Genomic DNA, 12877 nt, shown 5'->3' on the forward strand with positions numbered 1-12877 from the left:
TATGAAAATAAAAATAAGTGAGAACACTAAAAACTAGTGTGGATGGGAAACCTGATGCGACGCTTCATCCAAAGCGGCTTTTAACTGCGAAGCAAACAACTCTGATTCTTCCGTATTTAAAGGCGTACCATCATTTTTGGTGACGAAGAAAATATCCTCTGCACGTTCACCTAAGGTGGCGATTCTAGCAGAATGAATATCTAAGCCTTGCATCATAAATAAGCCACCGATTTTGGCAAGTAAGCCCGGTTGATCTAGGGTCGCAATTTCCACCATGTTTTGCTGTAAGGCTTCATTCAAACTGACATCGACTGTATTTTCAATATCAAAATGGCGCAGTTGACGGGGAATACGACGTTGCATTACTCCTGGATATTTATCCGACTGATTTAAAGCTTTTACCAAAGCTTCTTTGACGGTTTCTTCACGATCTGGATCAGTCAATAAAGTTCCAAAACGATCTAAAACTACATAAGTATCTAGGCTAAAGGCTTTGGTTGCAGTGATAATACGTGCATCTTGTACATCCAAATTCATACGATCCAACACAGCAACTGTGGTTGCAAATAAGTTGGGTTGATCACGAGTATAAATAAACAGTTGTACCGCATCTTGTGCTGCTTTTCGGTGCGCACGTAAGAGTACTAATGGTGCAGGATTGTCACCATGCTGCAAAATGGCGCGAGTATGCCATGCGATTTCATCAGCAGATTCTTTAAGGAAATATTCATCACCGAGTTCTTGCCAGACTTTTTCGACATCATCGAGGGCAAACTCATCAACTAAAACTTCACTGGCTGCAAACTTGGTATCTTCGATCAGCATTTGATAATCGACGGGACGACCTAAACCAGAACGAATCACATCACGTGCGTGGGTATATAATTGACGCATCAAAGATGAACGCCACGTATTCCAAAGCTTCGGATTGGTGGCATTAATATCCGCAACAGTTAAGGTATATAAATAATCTAAATGTTCCATATCGCCAATTTTTTCAGCGAATTCTTTGACCACATCGGGATCGGAAATATCTTTTTTCTGTGCCGTAATCGACATGAGTAAGTGATTTTGAATCAGGTAGGCAACAAGATTACATTCACGTTCAGTAAAACCATGTGCACGACAGAATTCAATCGCATCAACTGCGCCAAGTTCACTATGGTCACCACCACGACCTTTGGCAATGTCATGGAACAGTGCTGCGAGGAAAACAATATCTCTACGATTTAAACGTTGGAAGACGGAACTGACTACAGGATAGTCCTTGGCAAATTCAGGCTCTTTAAAGCGATTTAAGTTACGAATCAATAATAATGTATGCGCATCAACGGTATAAATATGAAATAAATCGTACTGCATCAATCCCATAATTTGCCCAAAAGCAGGGATGTAATTTCCCAAAACGCCATAGCGTTTCATCGCTACCATCGTGTCATATAAACGATAAGGTGAACGAATAATTGCCATAAATAAGGCTTGATGGGTTGGATTGTTGCGATAATTTTGGTTAATGCGTTTAGCAGCTAAAGTCAGTAAGCGTAAAGTTCTAGCACGTATGCCTTGAATCTCAGGACGATTTGCCAAGAGATAAAAAATTTCTAAAATAGCGCTTGGATTTTCAGAAAATATCTTGTGATGTTGGACTGCAAGTTTGCCATCGACCAATTTGAAATGTTCATTGATCATTTCAATATTACGCTCATAATTCGGTAAACGCGGGGTGATGACCGACTCGTTAAAATAGGCAAGCAGCATTTCATTGAGTGTCGACACTTGTTGTGCAGTTCGATAATAACGCTTCATGAACTGTTCAATGGGGTAATTGATGTGTTTACCTTCTTCTTTTTGATAGCCGAAAATACCTGCTATTTCACGTTGATAATCAAACAATAAACGGTTTTCATCTCGCTTGGTTAAACGATGTAAATGATGACGGATTTCCCAAAGAAAGTTTTCAGCTTCTTCGAGTACACCAAGTTCAAACTCAGAAATAAAGCCTAAATGCACAAGATCATAAATACGATTGACACGGAAATGACGTTTTGCAATCCAGCCGATTTGGTTGATATCACGAATACCGCCAGGGGCATTTTTAATATCGGGTTCTAAATTACTTTCAGTATTATTATGTTGTGCATAACGACGAGCTTGCTCATCCATTTTTGCATCAAAGAAAGTTTTATCTGTCCATGTTTGTGACACGATACGGCGTGGCCATTTGATTAAATGAGAATTACCTGTAATTAAGCGTGCTTCAATCAAGGCAGTCGCAACAGTTAGATCGCTCGTCGCTTGTTCAAAACAAGTTTGAATGGTGCGAACACTCACTCCTGGTTTAAAGTTGCCGACATCCCATAAGGAAGAAATGAAGTTAGAAACGATTTGTTCTTGTTCGGTATTTAAATCATTTTCTGACAAGATCATGATGTCTACATCAGAATAGGGCAGCATTTCACGGCGGCCGTAACCACCTACCGCAAAAAGACTAAGCTCAGTTTGATCAAGTCCTGCATGTTGCCATAAAAAAATAAGCGCTTCATCAATAAAATTAGAGCGGGCATGGATGACCTCACGAATGGGCTGTCCTTGTTCAAACGCCTCCTGCAATTGTTGTTCTACATCGGTACGCCATTGGTTAATGGCTTGAATATCATGATTACTACTGACGTAATTCAACAAAGGAGACGTGTTGATCATAAAATTATTGTCCGTAAATTTTTAAAAACATGGGTTCAATCATTGAGTTGAACTGTGACTTTGGACGCTGTATCAAAAGCCAATTGACGTGCTTGCTCAGTGCTTTCAGCACGTGCAGTTGCCACACCCATACGACGACGTTCAAAACCTTCTGGCTTACCAAATAATCGTAAATCTGTATTTGGATTTTCTAAAGCAAGATTCAAGCCAGAAAATCTAAGATTTTGCGCATCTACACCTGCATAGATCACGGCACTCGCTGCAATGCTATGGCGTGCGGTATTTACAGGTAACCCTAAGATTGCACGTGCATGTAATTCAAACTCACTTTGGTACTGCGAAGCCAGTGTCACTAAACCTGTATCGTGTGGGCGAGGTGAAACTTCACTAAACCATACTTTATCGCCTTTGACAAATAGTTCTACCCCAAAAATACCACAACCACCTAGTGCTACAGTGACTTTATTGGCAATACGTTTTGCTTCGATCAGGGCTGCTTCGGTCATTGGTTGCGGTTGCCAGCTTTCCACATAGTCACCTGCATCTTGACGATGACCAATCGCATCACAGAAATGGGTTTCAACTTCACCAGTTCGTGGGTTTTTAGCACGCACAGTGAGTAAGGTAATCTCAAAGTCAAAATCAATTTGTGATTCTACAATCACTTTACCTTGATTAACGCGTCCACCTGTTTGTGCGTATTCCCAAGCTGCATCGACTTCAGCAAATTCTTTCACGCGAGATTGACCTTTACCTGATGAAGACATGACAGGTTTAACAAAGTTTGGATAACCAATGTCATCACATGCTGCACGGAAACTTTCTAGCGAATCTGCAAAACGATACGCAGAGGTAGGTAAACCTAACTCTTCGGCAGCCAAACGACGAATGCCTTCACGGTTCATGGTTAGATTCACCGCTTTTGCCGATGGAATGACGGTTGCAATATTTTGTTCTTCGACTTCAACCAATACTTGTGTTGCAATGGCTTCGATTTCAGGAACGATTAAATTCGGTTTTACTTTTTCGATCAGTTGTTTGAGTTGTTCTGGGTCGGCCATATTTAAGGCATAAGCAAAATGTGCAACTTGCATGGCAGGCGCATTTTCATAACGATCTGCTGCGTGTACTTCGACACCTAAGCGTTGTAATGAAATAACGACTTCTTTGCCCAATTCTCCAGAACCTAAAAGGAGTACTTTAAAAGCAGAAGATTGGAGTGGGGTGCCAATTGTTACGCTCATGCGATTCATCCATGCTTAAGAATAAGTAGCCTTAAGCATAGCAGAACTGAGCGAGGTGTTAAGTCTTGATGCTAAAAAACTAGCAGATTGTTGGACAATACATTTTTATTTCAGCATGAAAATAGGTTCTATGAAAATGGCAATGAGTTAAAATTGATCAATAAAGATAAGCTACTTAAGCTATTATTTTCTAAAAATGAAGACATGATTAAAAATGACAATGCCAAACTTAGTTTTAAATTATCGTTTAGCTTTAATCAACGACATTCCGCAATTGATAGCGTTAATCAATTCTGCTTATCGTCAGAAAAATGAAAATACATGGACAACGGAAGCCGACCTTGTTGCAGGCGATAGGATTTCGCAAAATCAGCTAGAGCAACTATGTGAAAATAATAATTTTTATTTGCTTGTTGCTGAGCATGAACATCAGATCGTGGCATGTATTGGTTTAACTTTTGATGATTTCGCCGTAGAAATCGGGACTTTTGCCATTGCACCTGATTGGCAAAATCAGGGTTTGGGAAAATTGGTTTTAGATTATGCTGAAAAATATGCTGCATCTGTTCAATCTGATTTAAAAATATATGTGATGTGGGTACTGAATGTTCGTACAGAATTAATTGCATTTTATGAAAGACGAGGGTATGTGCAAACAGGTGTAGTGGAAGATTATCCCATAGATGCCAATGTAGGAATTCCACAAGTTGATTTGCATTTAATTGAAATGCGAAAAAGTGTTTAACAAGGTTTGCAAATGTATGCAATTTATAGTGGTACAAAACCTTTTGAGAAGTGTGATTGAGCCTTGAAGTTTGAAATAGAATAAGAATTTTTTATTTAATTATTTAACTTGGACTTAAGTAATTATATTTAACATCAATAAAAAAAACCCTGAATAAATCAGGGTTTTCTTTTAAATCATTAGGTTAAGAACCAAGTGTAATAACCCCAAAGCATGAGTGGCCATGCAATATAAGGGCTAAACAACCATTTCCATAACCAAAAACGTGGCAGAAATCCTACGCCATAAATAAAGCCACCAGAGATACCAATCATCACCATCATCAAAGCTGTATGATTGTAGTGACCATTGGCATCCAGCATCATTGCAGGGTGAACCAATAAAACCGTAGCTAAAGGCAATGCCAATAAAAATGAAACAACCATTGCAAATTTGTTAGGCTTTCTTTCTTCAGTAGTCATTGCGATTTCTGTCATGTTGTTATTCCTCATCTAAATCTTGATGATGCTCGATATACAGGGCACTGAGTACACCTGCAAAACATGCCATCAAAACCCCAAGAATCCAAGCGAAATACCACATATTTGTTTCTCCTTAGACTTTAACTTAATAAAGACTGTGTGAATTTTCTTGTACATGTTTGTTGGTAATAACGCCCCACATTTTGTAGTAACACCAAGTGGTATAACACAAAATGATCGGTACAAATATACAAGCTGCAACAGTCATTACAGTTAAAGTATTTTTACTTGAAACTGCATCCCACATCGTCAAGCTAGAAACAGGGCTAATGCTTGAAGGCATAAGGAATGGGAACAATGCAAAACCAGCAGTTAAGATTGCACCCACAATCATGAGTGAAGTTCCAGTAAAACTCAAGCCTGCTTTTGCTTTACCAGCAGCAGCGATCACGATCAAACTACCTAAAATTGCTAGGATAGGTGCAAGCATGGTAATCGGATAAGTTGAGTAGTTGTTCATCCAACCATGGTTATTGTTTGTGATCACTTCTTTTGCTAATGGGTTAGCAACAGCGTTGGTGTCAAATGGTTGCGCTAATGTATAACCTTCGATATTTCCGAAGTATAACCAAGCACCAGCACCTAAGAAACAAACAAGGAACACGATACCCATAAGCTGTGTTGCTTTTGCAGAACGCTGACGTAAAGCACCATCAGTACGAAGCATAAGCCATGCACCACCATGCGCATTCAACATCGCAAGGCTGACTAAACCGCAGATCAACGCAAATGGGTTGAGTAGGGCAAAGAAACTACCTGTATAAGTTGAACGTACAGTTTCGTCTAAAGTAAATGGTACGCCTAAGAACATATTACCAAAAGCAACACCAAATACTAACGCAGGTACAGCACCACCAATGCATAGCCCCCAGTCCCAAGACTTACGCCATTTGGTATTTTCAAGTTTGGAGCGATAGTCAAAGCCTACTGGTCGTAAGAACAGGGCAAATAACACCAAGAGTAGCGCCCAATACATTCCTGAGAAGGCGGTTGCATACACCATAGGCCATGCTGCAAATAATGCACCACCTGCTGTAATAAACCAAACTTGGTTACCGTCCCAGTGTGGGGCAATCGTATTGATTGCCGCACGACGTTCATCGTCAGTTTTACCTACGAATGGCATGATCGCCATAGAACCCATATCGAAGCCATCGGTGAGGGCGAAACCAATCAGCAACACCCCAACGAGAACCCACCAAATAATTTTCAGTAATTCATATTCGATCATGATTGAGCCTCCCCAACAGCTTGGTTTTTAGCTTCTAATTTTTCAAAATGATATTTACCTGTATGCAAAGAACTTGGTCCTAAGCGAGCAAATTTAATCATTAAGTACATTTCAATGATGAGAAGTACCGTATAGAACGCTGCAAGGGCAATGATTGAACCCCAAACATCACCAGTACTTAAGCTAGATGTAGATAAATGAGTAGGAAGTACTTCACCAATTGTCCATGGTTGACGACCAACCTCTGCTACATACCAACCTGTTTGTGCTGCAATCCAAGGTAAAGGAAGTGAGAACAACGCAAATTTCAATAACCAAGGTTTGCTTTCAGCATTACGTTTTAGAACAGCTAAAGTAGCAAGTGCAAATAACAACAACATCAAGAAGCCAGCAGCAACCATTGCACGGAATGACCAGAATAAACTTGGTACATGTGGAATAGTGTCTTTTGCAGCAGCTTTGATTTGATCATCTGTCGCATCTACAACATTTGTAGTGTATTTCTTAAGAAGTAAGCCATAGCCTAAGTCTTTTTGAGTTTGTTCAAATGCTGCTTTTAGTTCAGCAGAAGTATCACCTGCACGTAATTTTTCTAGTTGATCATAAGCGACCATACCATTACGGATACGTGCTTCATGTTGAACCATTAAGTCCTTGATACCAGTTACTTCTTTATCAATAGAACGTGTTGCAATGATTCCCATAACATAAGGAATTTTAATTGCATAATCGGTACGTTGTTCTTCTTGATTTGGAATACCAAACAGCGTGAATGATGCAGGTGCTGGATGAGTATCCCATTCTGCTTCAATTGCAGCGAGTTTAGTTTTTTGTACGTCACCGATCTCATAACCAGATTCATCACCGAGTACGATCACAGAAAGCGTAGACGCTAAACCGAAGATCGCTGCAATCGCAAATGAGCGACGCGCAAAAGGTAAGTCTTGTTTTTTCAAAAGGTAATAACTTGAAATCGCAATAACGAAAATAGCGCCTGTAACATAACCTGCAGAAACAGTATGAACAAATTTTACTTGCGCTACAGGGTTGAAAATCAACGCACCGAAATCAACAAGTTCCATACGCATTGTTTCGTAGTTAAATGCCGAACCTACAGGGTTTTGCATCCAACCATTCGCAACAAGAATCCAAAGTGCTGACATGTTTGAGCCAATAGCTACAAGCCATGTAACCACCAAGTGTTGCACTTTAGATAAACGATCCCAGCCGAAAAAGAATAAACCAATAAAAGTCGACTCAAGGAAGAAAGCCATTAATCCTTCAATAGCAAGTGGAGCACCGAAAATATCACCCACGTAATGTGAGTAATACGCCCAGTTTGTACCAAACTGGAATTCCATGGTTAAACCAGTAGTAACCCCTAAAGCGAAGTTAATACCAAAGAGTTTTCCCCAGAACTTAGTCATATCTTTATAAATTTCTTTACCAGAAATCACATACGTGGTTTCCATAATGGCAAGAATAAAAGCCAAGCCCAGAGTTAAAGGTACAAAAATAAAGTGATACATTGCGGTCATTGCAAATTGGAACCGCGAAAGATCGACCACGCTTTCAGCAATCATCAACGTGTCTCCTTGGTTTGGGAAGGATTGCCAGCAATACGCTCAGCAACTTGATTGTCAAAATTTTTAGGTATTGTCGGTGCGTCAAACCAGATATGTTTGATCACAAGTAAGAGCGCGATCTTAATTATTAAAATGATCGTAATTTCTCTTACCAGACGACGATTTATATCAGTACGTTTAAAGCTCATAACAAAGCCTATATTTAAACTCTATTTATATTATTAAACAAAATACAACATAAAATAAATAGATAAAACAATTAAAATATAAATATATTATTAAATTTTTATTAAACAATGACTTAGTGTTGGTGTAATTAAAAAATAAACTAAAAAATAAAGTTGATTAAAATACTTATGATTATGCTTTTTAAATCAGACTAAAATGGTATAAATTATTGCTTTTAATCCGACAAAAATAGTATGAATTAAAATAAACTAACGATTTATTATGGAATTATAGGAAAATAAATGCAACAAATTTGATTTAAAATTGATCAAATTGACTCAACTAAAGTGATGGAAATGTACAAGTTGATTGAAATTATATGTATCTTTGATGTGATCAATATTGTTATCTTACTCTAAGCTAAATAAGTCATTGGGTTTTGAAATTTTTTTAGCAATGTAATGTGATTTACGAAAGCGAATTAGAATAATTTGGGATTGAAATTCTAACTCACCAAATTCAGGTTCAACTTGAACATAATGTAACTGACCAAATTCATCTCGTACACGTGCTTGAGCAGAAAATCCAGGTCGAGCATTGCCACTAGACACTGTTGCTAAACGACCTAATAAGTTTACTGTAGTGGGCGTGAATTTAGGTTTAATCACTTGGTCTAAGCAGTGAATCATAAATACTGTAAAGAAAATCGCAATCACAGAAGCAGGTAGGATCACGTAATACCAAGGAAAAAATTGTTCTTGGCTTGCAAAAATACACAGTTGTAGAAAATACCCTGCGAAACTAAAATTAATTAATAAAAAAACAAAAATTAGTACACGCGCAAATTTCACTTGCAAGAGAGGTGCGTGTGAGAGCCAGTCGGGAGAGATGCGTTTCAGAAAGGTACTCGGTCTTAGACCGATATAGTAACCTACTGTTTCAGCCATGCTTAATAAAATTAATGCTAAGACACTTAAATGAAAGGGCATTAGATCGTATTCTAAAAAAAATTCAAGCATGGCTGTTCCTGAGAGGAAATCATTCTTCTATGATGTAAATACCACCATCAGAATGTACTTTGATATTTACTTTTTCAAGTGTATCACCCAAACATGGTCCAGAAATACATTCACCTGTTTCAACATCAAACAAAGCGCCATGTGTTGAACATTGAATATACTCACCATCTTGGTCTAAAAACTGATTTTCTAGAAATTCGAGTTCAGTTTGTAAGTGTGGACAAACGTTTTGGTACGCATAAAAAACACCATCTCGTTGGGTGATAAAAATTGTATCACCTGTCATGGTATCAAAAGCGCGCGCTTCACGTTCTGGAATTTCTTCCATCATGGCAATTTTTTCAGACATTTTAGGCACATTCCTTTTTAAAGCTTTCTAACAAATTTGCGTAATCTGCAATAGCTAAACGAGGGCCAAACTGAGCAACCACTTCGCTAGAAATGAGGATCGCCAGTTGAGCAGCAGTTTGTAATGATTCACCTGCATTTAAAGCATATAAGAATGCACCTGCAAAAGCATCGCCAGCACCATTAGCATCTACAGCAATAACTTTACGACCTTGTACATGGAATTGTTGCGCTTGATTGGAAACTACAGCACCATTCGCACTCATTGTAATGACAACTTCATTACTTAGTAATTTTAATTTTGCCAATGCTGCATCTACTGAGTCAGTTTCAGTATACATCATGGCTTCTTGTTGGTTACAGAAAATGAGATCGACACCATCATCAATCAGTTCATCTAAACCTGTACGTGCATATTGCACCATTGCTGGATCAGATAAAGTCAGTGCGATTTTTACACCATTTTCTTTGGCGATTTGGCGTGCAATTTTTACGGCTGCACGTGCTGAATCGCTGGTGGATAAATAACCTTCGATATACAACCATTTCGCTGTTTTTAGCGGTTCAAAATTCATTTGCACATCTGATAGTTCAGCCGTGATACCTAAGTAGGTGTGCATAGTACGTTCTGAGTCTTCACTGACCAACACCATACATGTCCCTGTCACACCTTCACTGATTGATTTTTTAGAGGTTTGAATACCTGCTTCATTTAAACCGTCAAGGTAAATTGCACCGAGTTCATCATTTCCAACGCGGCAAGCATAGAACGCTGAAGCACCCAAAGCACTAAATGCGACTGTGGTATTGGCAGCAGAGCCACCAGACGCCTGACCTTTATAATGTTGAGTTTGTTTTAAATGTGCATAAAGTTGGGCTTGCGTTTCACCATCAGTGAGTTGCATTGTGCCTTTTTGCAAATTTTCTTGCGTCAAAAATTCATCAGATACTTTAAATTCTTGGTCAATAAGCGCATTGCCAATTGCAAAAAGATCAACAGTTGCCATGTTATTCATCACATTATGCTTAAAAAACCCAAAGTTTACACCAATGCTCAGTTTTACAATAGTTTGTTGAAGAAAATTCAGCTCAAACGCTAGATTTTATCCAGTGGGCTACATTTTATGATAAAACCAACATAACTTTTAAAAATAGGTAGCTGAATATGCCCAAAATGCAGCAAGCTTTGATCGGGGTTGGCGTGATGTTGATTGATGACGCTCAACAGGTTTTATTGGGGAAAAGAATTAAACAAGATGAATCGGTGACATGGTGTTTTCCTGGTGGAAAAGTAGATGAACATGAAAGTTTTGAAGTTGCTGCTGTCAGAGAGTTATTCGAAGAAACACAATTACAGCTTGCACCTGAGCAGGTACAGGTTTTTATGCTTATGAATGATCTACAACGAGATTATTTGAACCTGACTGTAGGTGCAGTATGTCAGCTTGATCGTTCACAAAATATTTTAAAACAATCTATTCAGGTCACTGAGCCTGAAATATTTGAAGCTTGGCAATGGTTTGCTTTGGATCAATTGCCTGAAAATTTATTTCCTGAAACGCAAATGATGTTGGATTATTGGTTAAAAAGACCAATTCAGACCAAGTTTAAAATTTATCCAATTTCAAGCCTTTGATTTTTTAAATTGAATTTTAAAAAATAACATTGCAATCTTGAGTGCTGATTTTAATGTGATACTGTGAGAAAAACGGTTGAATCATTACAGTATTGACTCACAAAATTTTGATACTCAATTTTTGCAGGATATTGTGTTTATAAATGATGCCGATAAATAGATAAATAAATGATCTAAAATGTTTAAGCTTTGAAAAGTTTAAGCCCCAATTAAGCTATTCAGCGAATGATAATACTTTCTTCAAGATTCAGAATATTGTCATGGAAAATTTCAAATCTGAGCTCATTTCTAAAGTTCCTCAAGTCACTTTGCTGTTTTGGATCACTAAAATATTTGCCACAACATTTGGTGAAACAGCAGGTGATGCAGTTTCTATGTCTATGAATTTAGGTTACTTAGTCAGTACCTTTATTTTTGCATTTATTTTCATTGCTTTCGTATTCTTTCAAGTCAAAGCTAAAACTTATCAGCCATATTTATATTGGTTCACCATTATTGCCAGTACCACAGTAGGAACAACTTTAGCTGATTTTGTAGATCGCTCATTAGGGATTGGTTATCTTGGTGGAAGTGCCTTATTACTCAGCCTCGTACTCATTTCTTTGTATAGTTGGTATAAAATTGAAGGAACAATTTCTCCACATTCAATTAATCACCCTCGTACAGAATTGTTTTATTGGTTGACTATTACTTTTTCACAAACTTTAGGAACAGCATTAGGCGATTGGTCGTCCGATAGTGCAGGACTAGGCTATACAGGGGGGATCTTCCTGTATGTGGGGTTATTGGTGATTATTGTTGCATTGTATTTTTGGACAAAATTATCACGGACTTTGTTGTTTTGGGCAGCTTTTGTTTTGACACGTCCTTTAGGTGCAGTAGTGGGGGATTTTCTAGATAAACCGATTGATCATGGAGGTTTGGATTTGAGTCGTTTTGCTGCATCGGCTGTATTGTTGGCTGCAATTTTAGTGTGTATTTATTTTTCGAAAAACCTCAATAAACCCCAAGCGCTACATTCTTAATTATGGATTTTACTTATTATAATTGAGCCTTCTTTCTAAGTTGGCTCAATATGCTTAAAATCATTCCAATTACAACGTTATCCATACAATTAGAACAATCCATTTTTCATTCGCAACAAGAAAAATTTCGTTTTTTAACACGGTTAAAATCAGAGTTTGAATCAGGCGTAAATCGGTTTGATCAGCAGGGCGAAGCTTTGTTTGCTGTGTATAAAAATAAGCAACTGATTGGGATTGCAGGGCTTAACCAGCAACCATATGATGTTAAAAATAGCCTAAGCATCAATGGATTTAACTTTTATCCTGCTGAAATTGGGCGAATCAGACGTTTTTATATCCACCCTAATTTTAGACAATGTGGTATTGCCCGAAAATTACTCACTGAAATTAAAGATTTTGCCCAACATTATTTTAAAATTTTAACCTTATTTACAGATACAACAGATGCAGCCGCATTTTATCAAGCATGTGCTTATCATGCCTGTCAGCATCCTAAAATCAGTCATTTTAAAATTTTATCAACAGCCTGAAAAATAATTAAATTTATAATTCCAACTAAATAACTAGGGAATTTTGTAATGCTGTTAAGTTTAATAGATGAATTAGATTGAATTCTGAATGTATAATGCCATATTAGATGTAATATTTTTTAAT

The 12877-nt window shown here is 37.8% G+C and carries 14 protein-coding genes; 4 read left to right on the forward strand and 10 right to left on the reverse strand.

Annotation, left to right across the window (positions count from 1 at the left end):
• Window positions 1-33 precede the first annotated feature (33 nt).
• Window positions 34-2700 (reverse strand): [protein-PII] uridylyltransferase, encoded by a 2667-nt coding sequence (glnD, locus tag HUS24_RS02525; RefSeq protein ID WP_173910473.1) that lies wholly within the window; start codon window positions 2698-2700, stop codon window positions 34-36.
• 35 nt (window positions 2701-2735) lie between these two features.
• Window positions 2736-3953, reverse strand: coding sequence for a formate-dependent phosphoribosylglycinamide formyltransferase (gene purT / locus HUS24_RS02530; protein WP_173910474.1), 1218 nt, complete (start codon window positions 3951-3953; stop codon window positions 2736-2738).
• Window positions 3954-4164: 211 nt separating this feature from the next.
• Here purT and HUS24_RS02535 point away from each other — a divergent pair, with 211 nt between their 5' ends.
• Complete coding sequence (locus HUS24_RS02535; protein WP_173911379.1) at window positions 4165-4689, forward strand: GNAT family N-acetyltransferase; 525 nt, start codon at window positions 4165-4167, stop codon at window positions 4687-4689.
• Window positions 4690-4868: 179 nt separating this feature from the next.
• Here HUS24_RS02535 and HUS24_RS02540 read toward each other — a convergent pair whose 3' ends face one another.
• The 8 genes from HUS24_RS02540 to HUS24_RS02575 form a co-directional block, all read right to left on the reverse strand.
• Complete coding sequence (locus HUS24_RS02540; protein ID WP_173910475.1) at window positions 4869-5165, reverse strand: cyd operon YbgE family protein; 297 nt, start codon at window positions 5163-5165, stop codon at window positions 4869-4871.
• A gap of 4 nt (window positions 5166-5169) precedes the next feature.
• Complete coding sequence (gene cydX / locus HUS24_RS02545; RefSeq protein ID WP_004653762.1) at window positions 5170-5271, reverse strand: cytochrome bd-I oxidase subunit CydX; 102 nt, start codon at window positions 5269-5271, stop codon at window positions 5170-5172.
• A gap of 24 nt (window positions 5272-5295) precedes the next feature.
• The gene (gene cydB / locus HUS24_RS02550; protein WP_173910476.1) at window positions 5296-6441 is read right to left on the reverse strand and encodes a cytochrome d ubiquinol oxidase subunit II; all 1146 of its coding nucleotides are present in this window, start codon (window positions 6439-6441) and stop codon (window positions 5296-5298) included.
• Window positions 6438-8024: a cytochrome ubiquinol oxidase subunit I gene (locus tag HUS24_RS02555; RefSeq protein WP_173910477.1), complete on the reverse strand. Its 1587-nt coding sequence runs from the start codon at window positions 8022-8024 to the stop codon at window positions 6438-6440. The genes cydB and HUS24_RS02555 overlap by 4 nt, the downstream gene beginning before the upstream one ends.
• Window positions 8024-8215, reverse strand: coding sequence for a cytochrome oxidase putative small subunit CydP (cydP, locus tag HUS24_RS02560; protein WP_173910478.1), 192 nt, complete (start codon window positions 8213-8215; stop codon window positions 8024-8026). The genes HUS24_RS02555 and cydP overlap by 1 nt, the downstream gene beginning before the upstream one ends.
• A 390-nt stretch (window positions 8216-8605) precedes the next feature.
• On the reverse strand, window positions 8606-9214 hold the full coding sequence (locus tag HUS24_RS02565) for an OB-fold-containig protein (RefSeq protein WP_173910479.1): 609 nt from the start codon (window positions 9212-9214) through the stop codon (window positions 8606-8608).
• 19 nt (window positions 9215-9233) lie between these two features.
• The gene (locus tag HUS24_RS02570) at window positions 9234-9545 is read right to left on the reverse strand and encodes a Rieske (2Fe-2S) protein (protein ID WP_065993079.1); all 312 of its coding nucleotides are present in this window, start codon (window positions 9543-9545) and stop codon (window positions 9234-9236) included.
• A 19-nt stretch (window positions 9546-9564) separates the two neighbouring features.
• Window positions 9565-10569 carry an adenosine kinase gene (locus HUS24_RS02575; protein WP_173911380.1) on the reverse strand — a complete coding sequence of 335 codons (1005 nt, stop codon included), beginning with the start codon at window positions 10567-10569 and terminating at the stop codon, window positions 9565-9567.
• Window positions 10570-10727: 158 nt separating this feature from the next.
• Here HUS24_RS02575 and HUS24_RS02580 point away from each other — a divergent pair, with 158 nt between their 5' ends.
• The 3 genes from HUS24_RS02580 to HUS24_RS02590 all read left to right on the forward strand — a co-directional run bounded on the left by HUS24_RS02580 (window position 10728) and on the right by HUS24_RS02590 (window position 12753).
• Window positions 10728-11198, forward strand: a complete 471-nt coding sequence (locus tag HUS24_RS02580; protein WP_173910480.1) for an NUDIX hydrolase — start codon at window positions 10728-10730, stop codon at window positions 11196-11198.
• A gap of 260 nt (window positions 11199-11458) precedes the next feature.
• A complete protein-coding gene (locus HUS24_RS02585; RefSeq protein ID WP_173910481.1) occupies window positions 11459-12223 on the forward strand; it encodes a hypothetical protein in 765 nt (254 codons plus the stop codon).
• Window positions 12224-12273: 50 nt separating this feature from the next.
• Window positions 12274-12753, forward strand: coding sequence for a GNAT family N-acetyltransferase (locus tag HUS24_RS02590; protein ID WP_173910482.1), 480 nt, complete (start codon window positions 12274-12276; stop codon window positions 12751-12753).
• The last annotated feature ends 124 nt before the right edge of the window (window positions 12754-12877 follow it).

This window comes from Acinetobacter sp. Marseille-Q1618 (genome assembly GCF_902809855.1).
In the GTDB taxonomy this organism is placed as follows: Bacteria; Pseudomonadota; Gammaproteobacteria; order Pseudomonadales; family Moraxellaceae; genus Acinetobacter.